This is a genomic window from Pseudomonas sp. WS 5051 (assembly GCF_012985715.1).
GTDB lineage: Bacteria > Pseudomonadota > Gammaproteobacteria > Pseudomonadales > Pseudomonadaceae > Aquipseudomonas > Aquipseudomonas bubulae.
Genome location: NZ_JAAQWV010000004.1, coordinates 344,052 through 365,736 on the forward strand (window position 1 = coordinate 344,052; position 21,685 = coordinate 365,736).

The 21,685-nt window shown below is 58.4% G+C and carries 19 protein-coding genes and 2 pseudogenes; 8 read left to right on the forward strand and 13 right to left on the reverse strand.

Annotated features, from left to right (window positions below; genetic code table 11):
* Window positions 1–4 precede the first annotated feature (4 nt).
* Window positions 5–1,345 carry an MFS transporter gene (locus HBN79_RS08810; RefSeq protein ID WP_345789303.1) on the reverse strand — a complete coding sequence of 447 codons (1,341 nt, stop codon included), beginning with the start codon at window positions 1,343–1,345 and terminating at the stop codon, window positions 5–7.
* Between the two features lie 23 nt (window positions 1,346–1,368).
* Window positions 1,369–2,139: an SDR family NAD(P)-dependent oxidoreductase gene (locus HBN79_RS08815; protein ID WP_133145013.1), complete on the reverse strand. Its 771-nt coding sequence runs from the start codon at window positions 2,137–2,139 to the stop codon at window positions 1,369–1,371.
* Between the two features lie 154 nt (window positions 2,140–2,293).
* Here HBN79_RS08815 and HBN79_RS08820 point away from each other — a divergent pair, with 154 nt between their 5' ends.
* On the forward strand, window positions 2,294–3,202 hold the full coding sequence (locus HBN79_RS08820; protein ID WP_169916563.1) for a LysR family transcriptional regulator: 909 nt from the start codon (window positions 2,294–2,296) through the stop codon (window positions 3,200–3,202).
* A gap of 380 nt (window positions 3,203–3,582) precedes the next feature.
* Here the strand turns inward: HBN79_RS08820 and HBN79_RS08825 are convergent, their stop codons facing one another.
* A complete protein-coding gene (locus HBN79_RS08825; RefSeq protein ID WP_133145014.1) occupies window positions 3,583–3,909 on the reverse strand; it encodes a hypothetical protein in 327 nt (108 codons plus the stop codon).
* Between the two features lie 463 nt (window positions 3,910–4,372).
* Between HBN79_RS08825 and HBN79_RS08830 the strand changes: the two genes are divergently transcribed.
* Complete coding sequence (locus HBN79_RS08830; RefSeq protein ID WP_169916564.1) at window positions 4,373–5,587, forward strand: aldose 1-epimerase family protein; 1,215 nt, start codon at window positions 4,373–4,375, stop codon at window positions 5,585–5,587.
* A 264-nt stretch (window positions 5,588–5,851) separates the two neighbouring features.
* On the opposite strand, the gene HBN79_RS08835 is transcribed toward HBN79_RS08830, so the two are convergent.
* The 7 genes and pseudogenes from HBN79_RS08835 to HBN79_RS08865 all read right to left on the reverse strand — a co-directional run bounded on the left by HBN79_RS08835 (window position 5,852) and on the right by HBN79_RS08865 (window position 13,286).
* Window positions 5,852–6,436, reverse strand: a complete 585-nt coding sequence (locus HBN79_RS08835; RefSeq protein ID WP_169916565.1) for a hypothetical protein — start codon at window positions 6,434–6,436, stop codon at window positions 5,852–5,854.
* A gap of 88 nt (window positions 6,437–6,524) precedes the next feature.
* Window positions 6,525–6,848, reverse strand: coding sequence for a DUF3325 domain-containing protein (locus HBN79_RS08840; protein WP_169916566.1), 324 nt, complete (start codon window positions 6,846–6,848; stop codon window positions 6,525–6,527).
* Window position 6,849: 1 nt separating this feature from the next.
* The gene (locus HBN79_RS08845) at window positions 6,850–8,457 is read right to left on the reverse strand and encodes a PepSY-associated TM helix domain-containing protein (RefSeq protein WP_169916567.1); all 1,608 of its coding nucleotides are present in this window, start codon (window positions 8,455–8,457) and stop codon (window positions 6,850–6,852) included.
* The gene (locus HBN79_RS08850; RefSeq protein WP_095002875.1) at window positions 8,454–8,741 is read right to left on the reverse strand and encodes a DUF3649 domain-containing protein; all 288 of its coding nucleotides are present in this window, start codon (window positions 8,739–8,741) and stop codon (window positions 8,454–8,456) included. The genes HBN79_RS08845 and HBN79_RS08850 overlap by 4 nt, the downstream gene beginning before the upstream one ends.
* A gap of 123 nt (window positions 8,742–8,864) precedes the next feature.
* Entirely contained in the window at window positions 8,865–11,099 is a 2,235-nt protein-coding gene (locus HBN79_RS08855) for a TonB-dependent siderophore receptor (RefSeq protein ID WP_169916568.1), read from the reverse strand.
* 130 nt (window positions 11,100–11,229) lie between these two features.
* A pseudogene (locus HBN79_RS08860) lies at window positions 11,230–12,573 on the reverse strand (histidine kinase sensor domain-containing protein).
* Entirely contained in the window at window positions 12,570–13,286 is a 717-nt protein-coding gene (locus HBN79_RS08865; protein ID WP_095025363.1) for a response regulator transcription factor, read from the reverse strand. The pseudogene HBN79_RS08860 and the gene HBN79_RS08865 overlap by 4 nt, the downstream one beginning before the upstream one ends.
* A 728-nt stretch (window positions 13,287–14,014) precedes the next feature.
* On the opposite strand from HBN79_RS08865, the gene HBN79_RS08870 reads away from it, so the two are divergent.
* On the forward strand, window positions 14,015–14,620 hold the full coding sequence (locus HBN79_RS08870) for a hypothetical protein (protein ID WP_095025364.1): 606 nt from the start codon (window positions 14,015–14,017) through the stop codon (window positions 14,618–14,620).
* Window positions 14,621–14,816: 196 nt separating this feature from the next.
* On the opposite strand, the gene HBN79_RS08875 is transcribed toward HBN79_RS08870, so the two are convergent.
* Window positions 14,817–15,272 (reverse strand): N-acetyltransferase, encoded by a 456-nt coding sequence (locus HBN79_RS08875; RefSeq protein ID WP_169916634.1) that lies wholly within the window; start codon window positions 15,270–15,272, stop codon window positions 14,817–14,819.
* On the opposite strand from HBN79_RS08875, the pseudogene HBN79_RS23960 reads away from it, so the two are divergent.
* Window positions 15,201–15,416, forward strand: a pseudogene (locus HBN79_RS23960) (hypothetical protein); the annotation flags it as partial. The gene HBN79_RS08875 and the pseudogene HBN79_RS23960 sit on opposite strands and share 72 nt — an antisense overlap.
* Here the strand turns inward: HBN79_RS23960 and HBN79_RS08880 are convergent.
* Window positions 15,401–15,856 (reverse strand): helix-turn-helix domain-containing protein, encoded by a 456-nt coding sequence (locus HBN79_RS08880; protein ID WP_095018621.1) that lies wholly within the window; start codon window positions 15,854–15,856, stop codon window positions 15,401–15,403. The pseudogene HBN79_RS23960 and the gene HBN79_RS08880 overlap by 16 nt on opposite strands.
* Window positions 15,857–15,934: 78 nt before the next feature.
* Here HBN79_RS08880 and HBN79_RS08885 point away from each other — a divergent pair, with 78 nt between their 5' ends.
* From HBN79_RS08885 to HBN79_RS08900, 4 genes are all read left to right on the forward strand, one after another.
* Complete coding sequence (locus HBN79_RS08885) at window positions 15,935–16,444, forward strand: DUF2938 domain-containing protein (protein ID WP_095018622.1); 510 nt, start codon at window positions 15,935–15,937, stop codon at window positions 16,442–16,444.
* Window positions 16,445–16,820: 376 nt separating this feature from the next.
* Entirely contained in the window at window positions 16,821–18,350 is a 1,530-nt protein-coding gene (locus HBN79_RS08890) for a flavin monoamine oxidase family protein (RefSeq protein WP_095020784.1), read from the forward strand.
* A 14-nt stretch (window positions 18,351–18,364) separates the two neighbouring features.
* Complete coding sequence (locus tag HBN79_RS08895; protein WP_238705514.1) at window positions 18,365–18,760, forward strand: cytochrome c; 396 nt, start codon at window positions 18,365–18,367, stop codon at window positions 18,758–18,760.
* A 51-nt stretch (window positions 18,761–18,811) separates the two neighbouring features.
* On the forward strand, window positions 18,812–19,315 hold the full coding sequence (locus HBN79_RS08900; RefSeq protein ID WP_095023727.1) for a RidA family protein: 504 nt from the start codon (window positions 18,812–18,814) through the stop codon (window positions 19,313–19,315).
* 42 nt (window positions 19,316–19,357) lie between these two features.
* Here the strand turns inward: HBN79_RS08900 and HBN79_RS08905 are convergent, their stop codons facing one another.
* Window positions 19,358–21,508, reverse strand: a complete 2,151-nt coding sequence (locus HBN79_RS08905) for a TonB-dependent receptor (RefSeq protein WP_138738296.1) — start codon at window positions 21,506–21,508, stop codon at window positions 19,358–19,360.
* Window positions 21,509–21,685: the final 177 nt, after the last annotated feature.

Consider the following 21,685-nt stretch of genomic DNA (forward strand, 5'->3'; position numbering starts at 1 on the left):
GCGACTATGAAGATTGGCGACTCACCAGGATCACCGCCAAGCCTGCAATGGCGAAGCAGGCGGACAGGTACGCAATGGGTTGCGGTCCGGCAAGATTGATCAGCAGTCCGCCCAGCAGCGAGCCCAGGCCGATGGCTGCATTGAATACAGATACATTGATGGACGTGGCTGCGTCGGCTCCGCCTGGAATCCTGGAGGCCTCCTTGAACACCAGGGTCTGCAGCAGCACCGGAAGTGCGCCATATGCAGCGCCCCACGCAGCAAGCACAGCGAAAATGGCGGCATGACTGACCGCTGCCGCGTTCATGCATGACAAGCTTGCGGCAAGGAGTGCTGTTACCAGACCCAGGCTGGTTCTTGGTGCCCTGGACGCGAACGGGCCCACGGCGAAGTTGGTAATTACACCTGCCGCGCCATAGACCAACAGAAGCATGCTGACCTGTGCAGGGCTCTGGCCGGCAATCTGCTCAAGGTACGGAGACACGTAGGTGTAAGCCAGAAAGTTGCCGGTGACGACAAGGGCGGTGATCCCGAAAACCACAAGCAAGGGGCCACTTTTGAGCACGGCTGACATCGCCCCTCGCTTGGCAGCCTTCGAGATGCGGACCGCCGGAACTGACCATGCGATCAGCGTGAAGACGACCAGGCTGAGTATCGAGAGCGCAGCAAACACGGAGCGCCATCCATACATTTCACCGAGCATTGTGCCAGCCGGAATCCCCAGCACCGTCGCCAGCGAAACACCGCCAAAGACAATCGATGTAGCTCGTACTGCGTTTCGTGCAGAGACCATGTGCACTGCGGTGACCACCGCTGTCGACCAGAACACGCCGATTGCACCTGCGACCAGAATGCGTCCAAGGAAAACGACGAAGTAGTTTGGCGCCAGGAAGGTGATCAGATTGCCGATACAGCAGACCGCCAGCAGACCGGCCATCAGTGTCTTGCGGTTGAGCGATCCAAGCAGGCCAGTCAGCGGCGCTGCGGTCAGAGCGACCATAAATGCAAAAATTGTAACCAGATAACCTGCGGCGCCGAGCGAGACATTCAGGCCAGCGGCCATCGCTGGCAGCACGCCTACGGGCATGAGCTCGGTGCTGACAAAGGAGAAGCAGCCGAGGCTCAGGGCAAGAACAGCCGCTATCGCCTGTGCCCTGGATACAGTTACCCCATGAGGGTGTGGCGTTGCGGGTGCGTGGGCACTTGCCGGCGTAGTAACGGCCTGATGCCTTATGACTTTCGATTGCATGGGCGTATCTCTGTGAAATTCAAAATAAAGGTCGCAAAGGTGAGGTTTTTCAAGGCCAAGCCGTGCGTGCACCCGGTGTACTGTGGCGACCGGCATGCCGACTGATGGGCCATGCGAACTTATCGTGGGGGAAACTCAATGCCTGAGAGTTGCGCACAAGCGGCCAGGTATCGCTCTTGAAGCGCGGGGTCAAACGCAGCGCTGTGAACTTCTGCCGACCGCTGGTGATAGAAGTAGTCGCCGGTTACGCGCGCTGCAGTGCCTGCAGCGAGCCACGCCTGGGTGCGGGGCGCGAGGTCAAGGTCATCCGTAGCCTCAGGGCCGCCCATCTTCGTGGCAACCCAACCTGGTTCGACGCAGTTGGACAGCACATCTGGCCAGTGACGCGCGGCGGCAAAAGCAAGCAGGACCGCGTGAAGCTTGGAGTCCGAGTAGGCCTGCATCCCGGACCAGCGTCGCGATTCCCAGGTCAGGTCGCTGAGAGAGGGATTACCCTTCAAGTGAAGCCTGGAGCTCATGTAAACCAGGCGCTTGGGTCGCTTGACCATGGCGGTCAGAATGTAGGGCGCCAGAGAGTTCACGGCAAAGACATGGGGCAGGCCATCCACTGTGGCGATGCGCTCGCGCTCCTGATAGCCGACAGCGGCATTGTGAATGATGGCATCGAAGGGGCCCAGTTCATTGATGCTGGCAGCAAGCGCCTTGGTTTCTGCGATGCTGGAAAGGTCCCCGACGAGTGCCGTCTGCGCGCCGGGAACTTGAGCGATGGCATGGGCCGCCCGGGCGTGGTTTCGGGCATGCAACACGACCTGATGACCGTTGGCCACGAGCAGGCGTGCCGCCATTTGGCCCAGGCCGTCGGAGGATCCGGTAACGAGGATGCGCGTCATTGTCATTGCTCCGGTGAATGCCACGTCGGGGGTGGCCTCAATGGGGTGTAGGGTCGGCATGGGGTAGCCGGCTCAGCGTTGGAGCAATGTTGGGATTTCGGGCCTTATAATGCGATAGCATGGAACGCATAATATTCATGCGCAGGAGTCATCAATGAAGGCATTAAGTTCCCGGTTGCTGGAAGGCGTCGACGTTATGGCGGCTGTCGTTGATGCGCGCAGCTTTGGCGGGGCTGCTGAGGTACTGGATATGTCTCAATCTGGCGTGAGCAGGGCAATAGCCCGCCTGGAGACAAGATTGGGCATCAGAGTGTTCGAGCGCACGACGCGATCAGTGAGGCTGACCGACGAAGGGCGCAGTTTCTACGAAGAGGTGATGCCTCTGATCGATGCGCTTGCCGAGGCGACAGGCAGCGCCGCCAGTGATGCGCAAAAGGTTCGTGGCCGGCTGCGCGTCAACGTGGACCCGCTATTTGCGAGACTGATCCTCGGTCCCCGATTGGGCGCGTTCATGGATAGCCACCCTGAGCTCGAAATGGAGCTGCGCAGCAAGGAAGACCTGGGTGATTTGATCGCGGATGGTTTCGACATTGCGATCCGCTTCGGCCATCCTCAGCCGTCGTCGTTAGTGGCGAGAAAACTCCTCGATACGCGAGTTTTGGCCATGGCATCGCCAGCTTATCTTGAGCGTTTCGGTCATCCCAAGGACCCTATGGAACTCGAGACTTCGGACCATCGCTGCATCCTGTTCAGGGAGCCAGTCACCGGCCGTCCGTTTGCCTGGGAGTTTCATCAGCGCCGCAAGAAGGTCACAGTCAAGCCGCAGGGCATGTTGACCGTCAACGATCCGGGTACGGTCTATAGCACATGCTTGGCCGGGCTCGGTATTGCGCAGTTGTTCGAGTTGGGAATTGAAGAATATACCTCTTCCAGGCAGCTTGTTCAGCTGTTTCCCGATTGGTCGGAGCAGCGTTTTCCGCTCTATGCATACTACCCGTCGCGACATCATGTTCCCGCAAAGACTCGCGCGCTTCTTGATTTCGTCGCAGGCCTGGTTCGCTGATTGAAACGGGTTGGGCCTGCATCAGGAGTAAGCAAGCCGCTGCGTGCTACTTCAGTCTTGCAGACAAAACCCGTTTTTTAAATCACTTACACAAGTAACTACGTCTCCGAAGATCGTATTCAGATGCAAAACTACTGGCTCGATCTTGAGTGAAGAAAGTTGGAGCGATGTTTATTAATTATAGTTTGGATATTTAGGTGTAACTGTCAGGTGGTGTTCAGGTTGTCATGTTTGAGTTACAGTGTTTTCTTCCTTCGAAAAACGTATGTCCCGGTAAGTGCTGGTAATATATATTGAATTCGCCCGACTTGGGTGGGAAGGGGCAGGGGAAGTGCTGCAAGTTACTTTTCAATTGCACCCGGTTGAGGACTGGCGTGCAATTAAATGACGATATCCATGCGCGGGCCGAGGCCGTCGACGAGTAAAGAGATGTCGGCACGTATCTCGCAGCACGCTTTATGAGCGTCGACTACGGCTTTCACTTCACGACAGACAAGGCCTCTTGCTTCCTCTCTTTTTTCACAGACCGTTTCAGCTGTCAGTGTCAGCCGGCCGGAGAACGTGGTTTCAACAGTGGAGAGTTTGTTCCAGTCGGAATTTTCTATATTGGCAATCCCTTTTCTGACTTTGTCAGCTGCTTTGGCTGCAGTGTCAGTATCTCCTGTCGGAGAAATTGAATAAGTGAATAGGAAGTAATATTTTGTCACTTTGCTTGTCCTTGTGAGAAGTTCGATTTACAAGTCGTGCGCCGTGCTCGACTTATAAAGACAGTAGCACTTCAGGTGGGGAGGGGAGTACTGTTCTTTAGCTTGGCTGGGTGGAATAGTGTGTGTGATTGTTTATGCTGTTTTATCGCTAACCATGTTTCGTCAATAGAATCGGTTTCCGAGATCGGTATTGAGCCAGGAACAGCCAGGCTGCGCATCAGGGGCGCTTCCGATCCGCAGTGGGTGAAGTTCATCTTGCAGGAGTTACTGCGATAAGTGCCTCACCTGCGGGCGCTCATATTCGATCTGATTTGGGAGCAAGTGTGCTGGTGATGACATCGAAAAAATATTCGATGTTCCCCCGATTTTTCTGGGTATTTTGCGGCTTTGGGTCGGTTTTAAAGCTTGATGAAACGTTTCATCAAGTCTATAAAAAGGCACAATTCCAAGAAAGGCTGCTGCCATGACCCCGCTCAAACTCTTTGTTGCCCTCACTACACTGTCCGCTGCCTCCCACGCCATGGCCTGGGATTACGTTCTGCTCGACACCGACCATGGCGCCCAGAACTGGCAGATCACCAGCCAGCAACTCGGCGTAAAAACCGATAAACCCTTCAGCATCACCTTGCGCACCTTGCACGGTGGCCGGCAGGAGGGCGTCAGCATTGTGGACATCGATAACGGTACGATGAAACTCTCGGTAGTGCCTACTCGCGGAATGAACGTCTTGCAGGCCTCGGTAGGTAATGTGCGCATGGGCTGGGATTCGCCGGTCAAGGAAGTGGTCAACCCGTCCTTTATCGAGCTTAATGGTCGTGGTGGTCTGGGCTGGCTGGAAGGTTTCAATGAGCTGGTCACCCGCTGTGGATACGAATGGGTCGGCCACCCAGGAGTCGACAACGGCGAACTGCTGACCCTGCATGGTCGGGCCGCTAACATTCCTGCAAGTAAAGTCACCCTGCATATCGATGAAAAACCGCCGTATGCCATCACCCTGCGCGGCGAACTGAAAGAGCAGGCGTTCAAAAAGGTCGATTTTTCCGTCGCTACCGAATTGGTCACCGAGCCCGGCAGCGTAGTGTTCTCCCTCAACGACACCCTAACCAACAACGGTGACTATCCAAAGGAATACCAGGCGCTTTATCACAGTAACTTCAGCACCCCGTTCCTGGAGCAGGGCGCTCGTTTCGCCGCACCGGTGAAACAGGTGTCGCCGTTCAACGACAAGGCCAAGAACGATCTGCCCGACTGGCAAACCTACCGTGCACCGACCAAGGACTACGACGAAACGGTTTACAACGTGGTGCCGTATGGCGATGCCAAGGGCGATACGTTGACCGTGTTGCATAACAAGGCTGGCAGCCTGGGCGTTTCAGTCGGCTTCAATACTCAGACACTGCCGGTGTTTTCCCTGTGGAAAAACACCGATACCCAAGGCCAGGGCTATGTTACCGGCTTGGAACCGGGGACAAGTTTTTCCTACAACCGCCGTTATCAGCGGCCACTGAATTTGGTACCAACAATTGGGCCGAAGGAACACAAGCAGTTCCACATTAGCTATAGCTTATTGGCGGATAAGGTGGCTGTTGATAAGGCTTTGAAGCGAGTGAGCGACATTCAGGGTGGGCGGGAAACTGAGGTACGGCAAACGCCATTGGTTGATCTGACCAAGGGATAGCACCGGCTAGAGCACCGTCGGCCGATGTGACGCAGCCTCGGCCAAATGTTCGCGCCTTATTCCTCGGTTTGTTCAAGGTCCACCGGTGTGTGCGGGATTTACATCTTCTTCGCCGCCGGTTTGCTGCTGTTGGGCGGGGGGCTGATGCTGATGGGGCAACGCGCAGGCAGAGGCCAGCGCGTTGAGGCTGTCCCCGTTTCAGGACGCCAGGCACTCGGCGCAGGTAAGGGGTAGCGAGGCATCAAGCCTGTGGCGTAGAGGCATTTACGGGTTCAGGTAAGCACTCAAACGCTCTACCGCAAACCCCTCGAAACCTTTCAGCGCATCGCTGGCCATCAATTGCTCCTTGCCGTTGAACTCAACCACGGGCACGTAAAAGCAGGCATGCTGGCTGATCTGGTCGACAGGGATTTTTTGCTGGCCCACAAAGGGAAAGCCGCAGCCCATGCCCAACAGCTGCAAGCGAACCACCTTGAGTTTCTGGCCTACCACCGAGGCGTCACACATCTCCCAATCAATGTTGCGTTTTTCCAGTACATCGGCCACCGGCTTGTTACCCATTCGGATAAAACTCTCGGCCTCCATCGCGAAGTTGATCGGGTTGTCCGGGTCAGCGCAAACGCTGGCCACACGCGTCACCTCGAACTCGCCGCTGCCTTCAAGTTGCGCCGGAAACTTGCTTTTCTGGCCTTCAAACCCGGGGTACGTCGTTGGGAACGGCTTGCTGGGCATGAGCTCTTTGACCGTCATACCCTTGGGCATTTCAGGGGTGGCAGCCATGACCGCAGAGGGCAAAACGGCAGAGAGGAGGGCAAGGAGTGCGTTGCGTCTCAGGGCTTTGTTCAACATCTATTCCACCTTGGAAAGTCAGAAGTTACATCCTGTTGCGTAATCTGAGTCGTCCCGGCCTTGAAGGCAACCCCCACCCAAGCGTCTCTCAGGTTGTTTGCCTGACCTCAGCCCTCTCTGGCTCAGGCACTCTGCGCAGCCGCGACGCGTAAGGCAGCAGGAACGCTACCGTGAGTGCCGCGAGGGAGAGGTTGCCGAGCCAGGCCACGGCAGCCATGGGCCCATCCCAGGCTTGAATACAACAGGCCAAGCTGGCCAACAGGGCAATCCAGCCGGTGCAGCGTAATGTTCGCAGGACGACAGGGGCGGGCGTGGGTTGCCTGAGCTGTTTGTAATACCGCTCCAGCCCAAGGCACAAACCCAACATGCCGCTACAGGCCAGCAACATACTCGCGATCAAGGCAAGGTTCATTTCAATGCTGCTCCAGGGTGTTAGAGGATTTACGCGGTACTGCTTGTCTGGCCGGTTGTCCTGTCTGCCAGGCTGCCCAGGCCAGCAGCGCACCTATCACTACGAGGGTGAGTTCCAGGTAGAGCCCGTCCCCTCGATTGACAACAATCAGATTCAGCAGGGGCAAGTTCAAACACATCAAGGCCGCGAGGCCCAACTGTTCGCGCCAGGCAGCGAGTCTGGGCCTGACGATGGCATGGCCCAGGCTGGCGAGCCACACCAGAAAGAAAACCCGCACTTCCCATTGATCACGCCCGGCCCATTGCAACGGCAGCAACCGGTTGGCCCACAGCAGTGCGATAGATGCCAGCACCAGTCCGGCCACGACCGCTACGTTGATGCGTTCGGCAGCGTGATACAGCATCGCACCGATCACCCCTTCGCTATCGTGACGACGGCGCCGTTTGACGGTAAACAGCACCACACCGGTGGCCAGCATGGCGCAACTGGCCAGGCCGCAGACAAAGTACAACCAGCGCATGGGATAACCGCCGAACTGGGCGAAGTGCAAGCCGGACATGACTTTCTGGGTCAGCAGGCTCGCTCGGCTCTGCGGCGGTTGCCGCAAGACTTTGCCCGTAACGCCGTCGAACACCATGCTGGCGCCCTTGGTCAGCTCGATACGATTACCCAGCAAGGGGCGCGCTTCAATACGAGCATCACTGCGACCGGGATGTTTAATCGACAGTCCGGAAACCGGCCCCATGCTTCGCTCGGCTTCGGCCAGTAAAGGTCCTATGGCGGTCAGCGGTGCAGGCTGGGAGACGGGGTGAAGAGGCTCGCCACGCCCTGGCCTCTGTCCCTCACGGCGTGCACCCGCAGTGGCGACGTCTTGCTTGCCGGGTGTGTGATTGTGTTCTGCACGCTGTTCAGCAGGCGCCCCGCGTAGCGCTCCACTGGCCGCGACACGATCGCCATCGAACAGTGCGTCCATCGCCGCGGGCATGTAGGTCAGGTAAAAAATCACCAGGCCGGTGTAGGTAATCATCAGATGGAAAGGCAGTACCAGCACACCGGTGGCGTTATGCGCGTCCAGCCAGGAACGTTGGCCCTTGGCCGGGCGGAAGGTGAAAAAATCCTTGAAGAATTTTTTGTGAATGACGATGCCGCTGACAAGTGCGACGAGCATGCCCATGGCGGCCAGGCCAACCACCCAGATGCCGATATTGCGCGGCAGGTCGAGGGTGAAATGGAAGCGAAAAAAGAACCCGCCACCCGCTGTCTTGCGGACGTCAAGCGGGGCGCCGCTTTCCGGGTCCAGGTTCACGCCACCGCCACGCCGTTGTTCACCGCTGGAGACGGTCAGCCCTGATGATCGCTCGGTGGGCAGGCCGATGTTCCAGGTGCTGGCGTTCGGTTGTTGCGCGTGCAGATAGTCGAGTGCGCGTTGTGCGGCTTCGCTTGACGTGAGCGTGTGGGCCGGGATTTCCGGCCGCATCCAGCTATCAATTTCCTTATCAAACACTGCGAGGGTGCCGGTGAGGAAGATTGCAAACAGGATCCAGCCGAAAATCAGCCCGCCCCACGTGTGCAGCCAGGCAAGGGACTGGGTGATGGTTTTGCTTTTCATCCCGGTATCTCCATCCACTGCGGCCAGAAACCGATCGCCGCCAAGGGCACAGCCAGGCTTAGCCCGGCCCATGCGCGGCGGGCACTGCGGCAGGCAAATGCCCAAAGAATCGCCAGGCTGTAGACCGCAAATGACACCAGGCTGGCCGTCACCAGCGCATCGACTTTATTCATCGGCAGCAAGCGCGCAAGTGCCGCAGTGAAGGCGTAAGTGAACAGGTAGCCGCCGCACAGCGCCGCAAGGATACGCGACACTGTCGGGCCGTAATGGGGGGGTGTTTTCATCTGGCATGCTCATCAGTTCCCGGCACGATACCGGAGTATTTTTATCAAGCTGTATGCCAACGCCCAGCCTGGTCAGCGGCTGAGCGTTGGGTGGGTGATCAAGTGCGCCTGTGAGCGCGGGGATCAGAACGAGGTGCTGATCGATGCGTAGAACGCGCGCCCCGGCTCGTTGTAAGTGCTGGCCCCGGCTGTGGTGCCCGAGCCCTCGCGGTACACGCGCTTGTCGAACAGGTTGTTGATGCCGGCACCGAGCGACAGGTTCTTGTTTACCTGGTAGGTCCCGCCAACACCCCAGATATGGTAAGGGTCAAGGGTTTGCAGCTCGTTTGTGGCGATGACGGCAACATTACGTGTCGGGTTGAATACCCGCGGCTCTTGCTTGCCGTAATAGGTCCCGGTCAGGCTCAGGGTAAGTGCCTGCGTAGCCTGCCAGTCGAGCATGGTGTTTACCGTGTACTTGGGCACCACCGACAACGGGTTGCCGTCGCCGTCCTTGTTGGACTGCATATAGGTGAAGTTGGTGTTCCAGCTCAGCGTATTGCCATTCTCACCGAGCAATGGAATGCCGACGTTTCCTTCCCATCCCTTGACCACGGCATCCTTGGCGTTATCCCATTGCAGGATGGCCTCGTTGGCCAGGGTCTTGTCGACCAAATCGTTCGAAGCCACGATTTTGTTGTCGTAATCATTACGGAAGTAGGTGATCCCGGCGGTCCATCCATCCCGGGCAAAGCTGATGCCCAGCTCTTTGTTAATGCTGATCTCGGGCTCGAGGTTTTTATTGCCCAACACATAGCAACCCGTGCTGAGCAGTGTGGGTGCACACCCGTTGCCGTTACTGCGATACAGGTAGTTGGGGTTCAACTGGTACAAATTCGGCGCCTTGAAGGCGCGGGCAATACCGCCCTTCAACGTGATGTCGTCGGTCAACATGTAGGAACTGTTCAGGCTCGGGCTCCAGTTGGCGCCGAATTGATCATGATGGTCCAGGCGCAGCCCGGGCGTCAGGAACCATTTGGGGCTCAACTCGATATTGTCTTCCATGAACAAGGCCATGATCGTCGCGTCCATATAGGACGAGCGTGCACCCAACGCCGAGTTGGGCAATGTGGTGCCGACGGCCCGGTCGAAGGTGCTCGGGTCGTCCAGCTCCTGGCGATTCCATTCCGCGCCGAGGGTCAAGGTTTGTGGCAGCAGCACTTGCAGGGGAATGTTCAGTTCGCCCTGGAGCAAGTAGCTGTCATAGGTACTGGTACTCTTGTCTGCGTTGGCGCTGATGTCACCATCGACCGCACCGGTCTGGCCTTCTTGCAATCGGTTGTTGCGGGTTTTCTCGTATTGCGCCAACACCCGTGATGTCCCGAACGCCCAGTCACCCCGATGGGTAACGGAAAAATTCTGCCGGTACATGGTGTTGGTTTCACGCCCCAGCCATTGGTTGATCGTGCTGCCGGGCGTCTGCGAGTCTGTTCCCCCGGTGCCGACATCCCCGGTGTAAATATTGCCTTGCCGGCTAAAACCGGTCTCGAAATCGAGGGTCTGCTGATCGTCCAGCGCCCAGCTCAACAACGCGTTGATGTCTTTATTGCGGACCCCTTCGCGGCCGGCAGCCAATGCAGAACCGGAGGCGGTGTCGGTGTGCGCGAGGTTGATATCGGAGTCGTCGGCGTCAGTCTTGTTCAGGTTGCCGTAGACACGAAATGCCAGCGCTTCGGTCAGCGCGCCGGAGAGGCTGAACGTGGTGCGTTTGGTCATGCCTTCGGCATCGTCCTCGGGCAGGTTGGTGTACGCCGAGAGCGAACCGCTGAGTTCCTGTGTCGGGCGCTTGGTGATGATGTTCACCACGCCGCCCATCGAGCCGGAGCCGTAGCGTGCGGCCGCCGGGCCTCGCAGCACCTCGATGCTCTCGACTTCGTCAGCCGGCACCCAGTTGCTGTCGCCACGGGTATCGCGCTCGCCGGAACGGGTGTAACGCACGGCGTTGCGTGAGGTCACGGGCTTGCCGTCGATCAGGATCAGGGTGTTCTCCGGGCCCATGCCGCGCAGGTCGATCTGGCGGTTATTGCCGCGTGTACCGCTGGCGCTGTTGCCGCTCAGGTTGACCCCTGGCATTTTGCGGATGATATCGGACAGGTCATTGACGGGCGGGCGTTTCTTGATGTCTTCGGCCGTGATGATCGATGCCCCGGGGGCTTGCTTGAGCTCTTGCGCGGCAGTGGCCACAACATGGGTATCATCGAGTTGCAAGACATTGTCTGACGCCGGCGCCGCCAGCAGTTCGGTTTCGGCCAGCGCAGCGCCGGGCGAGCAGGCCATCAAGGCGAGGACAAGATGATTGAGCTTGAATCGCGGGTACATCGACAACACTCCTGTTAGTGGATGAGCCCAATGGAGTGTCTGAGCATCCTGTCAGCAGGGGGCTCGGTTAAGCCTGAATCTCCATGGGCGGCGCTAATAGAAGTGATTCGCAAACGTGAGTAAATCTTATTTACATTTTATACATTTGCAATTTCAGATTTATGCGCAATCCACTGTCAGTGTTTTCTGCCCAGATTTCGCCGCCCTGCAATTGCACGACGCTGCGCGCAATCGACAAACCGAGGCCGAAGCCACTGCCGCCGGGGCGTGCGGCGTTGAGTCGGGTGAAGGGCTGAAAAATCTGTTCGAGCTTGTCGGGAGCGACGCCGGGCCCCTGGTCTTCGATCCACACGTACCAATAGGCGCCCTTGCTGACACCGGTGAATGTGACTGCGCCGTGTTGCGGTGAATGGCGGATGGCGTTGCGCAAGATGTTTTCCAGCGCCTGCGCCAGGCTGTTCAGGTTACCCATGACGCGACAGTCAGGGGGCAAATCACAGCGCAGACGCTCGATCGGCCAACCGCTCTCGAAGCTGGCGTCGCCACTTAACACCTCCCATAGCTGGTCCAGCTCCACCGGCTCCAGCGCCAGGGCGGGGCGCTCGGTGTCCAGCCACACCAGCTCCAGCGTATCGCCGATCAATCGGTCCATGCTCTGTACCTAACGTTCGAGGCGCTGGCGCATGGCATCCATGTCCGGTTCACGTTCACCGGTCACGCGCAGTCGGCTCAACGGCGTACGCAACTCATGGGACAAGTCACGCATCAGCCGACGCTGCAGCGCCAGGGTGTTTTCCAGGCGCTCGGCCATGTGATCGAAGGTTCGCCCCAGGTCGCCCAGCTCGTCGCGCCGCCGAGCCACCTGCGGCCCTGCGCGGGCCGACAGGTTGCCCGAGCTCAATGCTGCCGCCTGGCGGCGCAGGGTCACCACGGGGGCGATCAACACACGGTAGAGCAGGAAGCCGAGCAGCAGCGCCAAGCCCGCCGGCAGTACCCATTGCAGCAGCACCTCCCACACCCGCAAGTGCTCACGCGGGTTGAAACGATGCGGCAGCTCCATGACCAGACGCGCTTTGTCGTCGCTGAAAGGCACATAGAACGTTGGCCAGCCGTTTGGCCGTCCTACGGTCCAGTGAAGCGGACGGACAAAGTCGAGCTTACGACGCTCATGTTCATCCAGAGGCTGCGAAGACAATGATTGCTGGTGCTCATCGACGACGGCGGCCCACACCCGTTCCTGTTTGCGCAAGCTGTGCAGGAACTCGTCAACGCCTTGCGTGCCGCGTTCCCGCCACGCCGTTTCGGCCTGTTGTGCATAAGCGATATGGCTCTGCTTGGCCGGTTCGGAGAGGAGGGCGGTGGCATCCTTGAGACGCTTGCTCAGGTCGGCCTGCAAACTGATCACCAGCATGCACAAAAGCGCGAGCACGCCGACCAGTTGCCACAGCAGCGAGTGCCGGTTCGGCAGCCTCATGACTGCAACGGCGCCAGCACATACCCCATGCCGCGTATGGTCTCGACGCGCCCGGCGCTGTAACCGATGGCCTGCAATTTGCGACGAACCCGACTGACATGCATGTCCAGGCTGCGGTCATGTTGTGAGTGCGCCCGATGCATGACCTGTTGGTACAGAAAGGCTTTGCTCAACACCTCGCCGGGATGCTGAATGAGGATTTCCAGTACCCGGAATTCGGTGTTGGTCAGATCGGCCCAGCGGCCGTTGCGGCAAACATCCATGGCCTGCTGATCAAGTTCCAGTTGCGAATCGCTGCGCACTTTTACCTGGGCCTCGTGCTCGTAGGCCACGCGCCTCAGAATGGCATCGATGCGTACATCCATCTCCTGCATGCTGAATGGCTTGGGCAAGTAATCGTCCGCGCCCTGGCTGAAACCGGTTATCCGGTCCTGCTCGGCACCCAGCGCCGACATCAGGATGACCGGGACACGCTGGCACTGGCGCACTTGGGCGAGCACCTCCAGGCCACTGCTGCCGGGTAACATGATGTCCATCAGGATCAAATCGAAACCCTCGGAGCGCACCAGATGCAGAATGTCGTCTGCGTCGTGACGCAACGTGACCGAAAAGCCCCGCTGGCCCAGATGGCTATCCAGGTCGGCGGCAAGCACCGGATCATCCTCAATAGCCAGAATACGGATGGGCATATGGGAAGCAGAGGCGAATTGCATGGAGGGGCAGACCTGTGAATGAGAATTATTATGCATAATTCATTCTGACAAAAAATGTTGCACATTCCTAACCAAAGCAAGATTTTCGTCATGCAGATGTACGAGCTTTCAGCTTTCGGTCGCTCTGAAGGCGTCAGTACGTATGGACATACCCGGGCGCTCCAGCATTGAATGCAACGCCAGCAAGCAGGGCAAAGACAGGAAGACAGCAGGGCAGTTCAAGCCAGGTTAGCTCAAACAGGATGATCCTCTTCAACGTATGGGAGCGGCGCTTATTATCGATGCAGGCGGATTTTCTGCCTGGTCAGGTCGCAGCGAAAAGTGCCGCTATCACCGCGAACCGCATACAGGGTTGCTCTGTAAAACGACGATAGCCGTGAACAGTGCAAGTCGCGTAGTTTCCGGTACGCCCACGCCCAGCCGCGTTTGGATACCTTGGCCCTGTCCATGTTTTTACGCCTCCATGATTGGATCCAAAACAATAGCAAATAGCCATTAGCGGGTGATATAAGGACTTGAGTAAAAGTGTGTAAATTTTTCAGGCATCCGTCGGCAAGTCTCATGCGGCTCAAGCCAGCCGGGGCCCCTGTATGTACTTGCGTGTAGCCAGTGGAGCAGGCGCGGAACAGGCTTTTCAGTTATTGAGTCCAACCTGAGCTCCGGGTTATCCCGGGTCTGATCAACAGTTTCCTGCCTGAGCCCCTATTGTGGCCGGAGTAGCCATATCAATGATTTTGGTGGTTGAAGGCATCAGCGCCAGCGGTAAAACCACGTGGTGCACCCGGCATGGAGGGCCGCATGTGATTGCTGAGCACGGCCGTCTTGACGGTGTGCCGGAGCGTGCCAGTGATCCCGTCGCAGCCGCAGTTTTCTGGGCCGAGCGTAACGTCGATCGATGGCAGGCCGCGCTGGCCATGGAAGCCAGGGCTCCATGGGCGGTGTGCGACAGCGACCCGCTCAAGCTTCACTACCTGTGGTGCCTCTGGCAGATCGATGAAGCCAGCACAAACGACTGGCAAACAGAACTGGACGCCACCCGTGACACTGTCGCACAGGGGCGTATCGGCTTTGCAGACGCTTACATTGTCGGGCGCATAGACCCGCAACTGGCACGGCAGCGAGCCCGTGCAGACTCCACTCGGCGCAGAAGCAATTTCGAGCTGCATGTACGGCTGCAGCAGGCGTTACTGACCTGGTACGCAGCGATCGAGCACGTGCTGCCCGGCAGTGTGCACGTGGGCTTTCCTGCAAAAATGCCCGTTGCGCAACCACGTAATGACAGGTACCCGTTGGCGGCCTTTGACCGGATGATCGCATTGCTGCCCGGTAAGTAATCAGAGCTAACGCAGCAATGCCCACCACGCCCGCAATGCTGCTCAAGTATGGGAGCGGGCTTGCTCGCGATGTTCTTCATGGCGCCGCATTTACTCAGCTAATACGCGTCATCGTTGACGACCATCGCGAGCAAGCCCGCTCCCACAAAGGCAGAAATCGTTTGAATGAACAACAATGCCCACCACGCCCGGTCACTTACTCGCGTGCATCAAACGCCGCAGCGTATTTCACTACCCCGACAGGCAGCTCGCCAGTAAAGGACAGGGCCTGGAAGTATTCAGGGGGAACGTCGGGCAACTCAAGGCCGGGGTGGGCTTTAAACCCGAAGCGGCCGTAATAGGCAGGGTCGCCCAGCACAACGCAACCCGCTGCGCCCTGTTGCCGCAGCTGTTGCAGTGCGGCCCACATCAATGCCGAACCGATGCCCTTGCCCTGACGGTCAGGCCTTACACTGATCGGCCCCAGGCCATACCATCCGGTTACCCCGGACGAAATGCTGACAGGGGAAATGGCGACATGGCCGAGGATTTCGTCATGTTCTGCCGCCACCAGGGAGATGCTCAGTTGCCCGGTGCGCCGCAGTGCAATCTTGCCGGTGCTCTTGGCGGCGCTTTTCTGCAGATGGCCCTGAGCCGCAAATGGGTAGTCCAGGACCTCGACAGCCGGGCGCTTGCAGTGACGCCCAAGGGGCGTAAAGCACTGGCTGGCCAATTTGGTTTGCAGTCTGAAATCCACGATGATGCACTATCAGCCGCACAGGGCAGGGCTGTTAACGCCATTCATGGGGTGTTCTGACTTTTGTCCGTGGGAGCTTGACTGCGTCCCGGTTTTTTCCTGTCGAGGCTGCGTGGCCTGACAGCGGCCAGTTTTTTCTGAAAGGCAGGGCATTCAATATGACGGGGAGCGGGGCAGGCTGCTGCTCGCCTGAGCTCGTCGCGAATTGTACTCAAGCGCTGGATGGTGCGATCAAGTTCGTCAGCCTTTTCTGCCAGGCGCTGGTGATCAATTTCAGGCTGACCGTCCGCCTTCAGCATGGCGGCGATATCGTCCAGTGAAAACCCCGAACACTGCCCCAGTGCGATCAACGACAGGCACTGAAGTACATCCGCACTGAACACACGGCTCAGGCCCCGACGGCCTGTCGAGCGGATCAGCCCTTTTTCTTCGTAGTAGCGCAGGGTTGAGGGCGGCAGGCCGCAGCGCCGTGCCACTTCACCGATCTCCATTTCTTTCATGCTTGACCTCAAGTCGACTTGAACTTGCAGACTGCTCTGACCAGGCCGACAAAACAGGCTTAATGCAGAGGGTACAACATGCAAACAAGTGAGATGGTACTGCGTATTCTGTTGGTTGGCGTGGGGGCCACCTTGATCATGGACGCAGGCGCTTTAATTCGTGCACGGGTCTTTGGTATCCCGTCCCTTGACTATGGGCTCGTCGGTCGTTGGCTGGGCCTCATGCGCCAGGGGCAGTTTCAGCATACCTCGATTGTGGCTGCGCCGCGTGTCAGGCATGAGCGTCTGATCGGCTGGGTTTTTCATTACCTGACGGGCATTGTCTTCGCGTTGCTGCTGGTTGTACTCACGGGTGTGGAGTGGTTGTTCCATCCCACGCTGATGCCTGCATTGGCCGCTGGCTTGATCAGTATGGCGGCACCGTTTTTTATCTTGCAGCCCGCCTTCGGCTTCGGCATCGCTGCATCGAAGACGGCGGCTCCCTACGTGGCAAGGCGCCGAACCCTGATCACCCATCTGACGTTTGGCCTGGGGCTCTATGTCGCCGGGTGGCTGGTACTGCTGCTCTATCCGACGCCGCATGCCTGAGGCGTTGCCCCGACCCGGCAGCGATGCGCCCATGAGGTACACAGCCACCTGAGCTGCCCAATACTGGCGCATCCGCTTTGCACCAAAAACAGACCTGCCTGACCTAAGTAGAAGCATTTGGCCGTATCTGTTTTGCAATCTTTTCTCTGGTTGCGGTTTTTTCTCCCTTCGTTAATTCATGGCATAGCGCTTGCTCTGGGACATCACCGGGCGCAGACATTTCTGTGGTCGGGCGATGCCGCATGCCGGGTTGTTCGTCAGTCATTGCCTGCGTATTTCCCTTCGATGCAAAGGACTGGTCATGCAAGAGAAAGCAATGGTTGTGAGCCGACGCAAAGTACTCAACTGGATCGGCGTGACAGCAGGCGCCGCTGCGATGTATCAGGCGATGAGCTCATTGGGCTTTGCCGCAGAATCAAATTACCAGCGTGACTTCGCCTTGAGCGGCGCACCGAAAGGCACCCGCGTACTGATCCTTGGGGCCGGGCTGGCCGGCATGACCGCCGCCTACGAACTGCGCAAGGCCGGCTACCAGGTCAAGGTGCTGGAGTTCAATGCCAAACCCGGTGGGCGTTGCTGGACGTTGCGTGGCGGTGACCGCTTCACCGAGCTGGGCGGCGCTACCCAGCATTGCGAATTCGACAAGGGTCTGTACCTCAACCCCGGCCCTTGGCGCATCCCGTATCACCACCATGCGGTGCTCGACTACTGCCACAAATTCGGCGTCGCACTGGAGCCCTTTATTCAGGTCAACTACAACGCAATGGTGCACTCCACCAAGGCGTTTGGCGGCAAGCCGCAGCGTTATCGTGAAGTGCAGGCGGACTTTCAGGGGCATGTGGCCGAGTTGTTGAGCAAGGCCGTCAATCAGCACGGCCTGGATCAGGCACTGACCCGGGAAGACCGCGAACGCCTGCTGGAAGTGATGCGCAAATGGGGTGCGCTGGATGCCAGCAACGCCTACAAAAAATCCTTGGAGACCAGCATGCGCCGTGGTTTTGCCGTGGACGATGGTGGTGGCCTGATGCCCGAGGCGGTGGCGTCCGAGCCGATCGACTGCAAGGCGCTGCTGGATTCGAATCTGTGGCAAAGCATCGCCAGCGGCCAGGAATATGAATTCCAGAGCAGCATTTTCCAGCCCGTAGGCGGTATGGACATGATTGCCCAGGCCTTCCAGAAGCAGGTCAATGACCTGATCCATTACAACGCCAAGGTCACGCGCATCCAGCAAAACGACAAAGGCGTGACCGTGACCTATCAAAACAGCGACGGTAGCGGCGGGGCACAACAGGAGCAGGCCGACTGGTGCGTGTGCACATTGCCGCTGTCGATCCTCGGGCAACTGCCGGTTGATGTCAGTGCACCGATGATGAGCGCGATCCGCGCCGTGCCTTACGAGTCTTCGATCAAGGTCGGACTGCAATTCAAGCGCCGTTTTTGGGAGCAGGATGAGCATATCTACGGCGGCATCAGTTACACCGATACGCCGATCAGCAAAATCAGCTACCCGAGCACCGACTATGGCAAGCAGGGCAAGGGCGTATTGCTCGGTGCCTATATCTGGGGGCCGAACGCTTATGAGTTCACTGCCATGAGCCCGCAAATGCGCGTGCAGAAAGCCGTTGAGTACGGTGCCCAGGTCCACCCCCAATACCCGGCAGAGTTCGAAAACGGCATTGCCGTCGGCTGGCACCGCGTGCCCTGGACCAACGGTTGCTATGGCCTGTGGACCCCTGAAACCCGCCAGCAGCATTACAAGAATCTGTGCCAGATTGACGGTCGCATCGTCCTTGCCGGTGAGCATGCTTCCTATATCCCGGCCTGGATGGAGGGCGCGATCCTGTCCTCCCAGGATGCGATCAAGCGTCTGCATACCCATATTATTGCCAGCGCGAAAGCGGCCTGAGCCAGGAGTTAGCCATGAGAATGACTTTAACCACCGCTACCCTGGCAGGCCTGCTGGTCAGTGCCACTGCGCTTGCTGAAGATGCACCCATGCTGTCCACCTCCGGCAAGTTCGATCAGGCCAGCGGCGAAGCTCTGTTCAATCAGGTCTGCCAGGGCTGCCATATGGCTGAAGGCCAGGGCTCCCACGGGGCGGGGGCCTACCCGGCGCTGGCTGCCAACCAGAAACTGGGGGCCAAGGTGTACCCGGTGTATATGGTGACATCAGGGCAGGGCGGTATGCCGGGTTTCAAGAAGTACATGGATGACCAGCAGATAGCCTCGGTGGTCAACTATGTACGGACTCATTTTGGCAATCACTATGCTGACTCCGTGACAGTGGAGGATGTTCAGGCGGTCACCCGACGCTGACAAGCAACCATGGACTGCGCGCTTTTTTCATGACCCTCAAGGAATACAAAAATGTCTAAAAAATTGATCCCCGCTTTTGTGTTGACCTCGGTGCTGGCCGGCCTGATGACTACCCAGGTCAACGCCGCAGAAGTGATCCGTCACAAGCTGCCCAACTCGGACTTCCCGATCTCTCTGGCCGTGGAAATTCCACCGGGTGTCACCGTGGTCAACCTCAGTGGCGTGGTGCCGCCTATTGCCGACAGCAAGGCCGATCCCAAGACCCTGGCGGCCTATGGCGACACCGAAGTGCAGACGGTCAACGTGCTGAAAAATATCGAGGCTACCCTCAAAAGCCTGGGCCTGAGCATGGGCGATGTGATCAAGATGCAGGTGTATCTGGTGGGCACGCCGGAAACCGGCAAAATGGACTTCGCCGGATTTATGAAGGGCTATACCCAGTTCTTCGGCACCCAGGCCCAGCCCAAGCTGCCAACCCGCTCGGCGTTCCAGGTAGCCGGCCTGGCCAACCCCAACTACCTGGTAGAGATCGAGGTGACGGCCGCCCGGCCTTAACTCCGGGCCAAGGGGCAGGCGCGAGCGCGCCTGCCTGTCAGGCTAGAAGCTGACTTCTCCAGTCAGGCGCAGCGTCCTTCCTTCTCCCCAACTCACACGCCGGGTGTTGCCGCCCGAAGCCACAAAGTAGCTGCGATCGGTCAGGTTGCTGGCGTTGAGCTGCAGTGAGGTTTCCTTGCCCAGCAGATGGCTGGTCTTCCAGGATGCAAAAGCATCCACCGTGGTGTAGTCCGGCAGCTCGAAAGAGTTGCTGATATCCCCTGCGCGCTTGCCCACATAACGGGCCCCGGAGCCCAGGCGCAAGCGGCCGGCGAAAATATCGGCCGGTACTTCATAGGTCAGGTAAGCCCCGCCCACATGACGGGCCACGTTGAACAGGCGGTTGCCCTCGGTTTGCCGGGTGTCCTTTTTGATCCGTGCATCGGTGTAGGCGTAGTTGGCGATGACGCTCCACTGCGCGTTCAGGCGTCCGCTCATGCTCCATTCCAGACCGTTTGACTGCACTTCACCGGCAATGCGCTGGATCATATTGCCGAACGCGTCGAGCTCGCCGGTGTTCTGTTGTACGTTCTTTTTCAGGATGTCGTACACCGCCAGCTGGCTGGTCCAGTCGCCGTTGTCATACTTCATGCCGACTTCGTACTGGCGGCCGGTTTCAGACTTGTAGGTGCCTTCGAACGTGGTGCCGGTTTCCATCTCATTGGGTGCGAATGACTGGCTGTAGTTGCCATACAGCGAGAGGTCGTCACGCATCTGATACACCAGCCCCAGGAAGGGCAAAAGCCTGGATTCGCCCTCATCGGTGGTTTGCTTGAAGTCCAGGCCCGCGCCAGAGTCGATCGAATAATGCTGATAGCGCAGGCCCGGGGCCAGAATCCATTTTTCGCCCAGGTGGATAGTGTCTTTGACGTACAGCGACTGGCCCTTGATATGGCTTTTGCCGTTGGTGTTGGACGGGTTCACCTTACCCACCGGCGGCAGCAGGCCATACTGCGGATCGGCCGGGTAGAAACCGCCGACATTGCTGCTTTGCAGGAAGTCGCCGTTGGCTTCGCGGCGGGTTTCATAGTCGACACCCGTGACCAGGTCGTGATCGATACCGAGCCAGGTCTTGTTACCAATCCAGTCCAGCGACAGGTAAGCGTTCTCCCGGTTGGCGCCCACGTTACGACGAAACCGCCGGGTCAGCTCGCCTGTTGCCGGGCGATATTCACTGGGGTCGGCCTGGTAGTCGTTGTAATGGTCATACACCCAGCCCGTGGTCAGGCGCACCCTTGAAGTGGGGTCGAGGCGGTACTCGGTGGTGGTGTTGAGCGACTGGCGCTGGCCTTGGGCGCGGGTCCATTTTTCGTCCAGGCGTTTGTCGCGGCTGCCCACATGATGGCCGTTGTAGAACAGCGCGCCACGGTCCAGGGTATTGCTGTAGTCGTTGTATTCATAAGCGGCGAGAAACGACAGATCGTCAGACTCGTAGGACAGCGAAGGGGCGACCAGTTTCGACTTGTTCTGACCAAAGTTGCGCCAGTAATCCTCGTCGCGGTTTTGCCCGATCAATCGAAAGGCGAACCCGCTGTCACCCAGCGGCCCGGTGACATCGAACCAGCCATCGCCACCGCCCTGATCGCTCAGGGTGCCGCCCAGTGTGCTGTTCCATTGGTACTGCGGTTTTTTCGTGATCACGTTGATCACTCCGCCGGGTTCCTGCATGCCGTAGAGCAGTGAAGCAGGGCCCTTGAGCATCTCCACGCGCTCGGTGGTGACACGTTGAAAGTTGCGGCCGATGGGCATGCGTACACCATCGCGCAATACGCCGCCATCATCGGAATTACCGAATCCGCGCTTGATAAAACTGTCCTGGGTGCCGCCGAAGTTATTGCTGACCACCACCCCGGGCATGAACTTGATTACGTCTTCGAGGGTTTGCGGTGCTTGATCCTTGAGTTGCTGGCGGGTCACTGTATCGACCACTTGCGACTGCTGCAGAAAGGGCGTTTCAGTCTTGTCAGCCGTCGAGCTGTAGCCCGCACGGTAGTCCGTATCGTCTTCGGCAGATTGCACGCCGTCGACCTGAATACTGGGCAGTTGCATGGGCGCGTTTTCACCCGCAAGCACCGTGCAACTGATCACCAGGCCGGTACATACACCCAGTGGCACAAAGCCTGCCCGTTTGAATCCATGCTTCCTTTGCAACATCCGTAACACTCCACACCAATGACGGCAGATAACTGAACGCGCTGCCGAGAACCGGGCAATAAACGGTGCGAAGTTGTTGATGCTTCGCTGTTCAGTGCGTGGGTTGAAACGTCTATGACGCGCGTTTCAGACTCGGCAGCGGGGCTGAATCGTATCAGCAGCAGGAATGTTTATCAT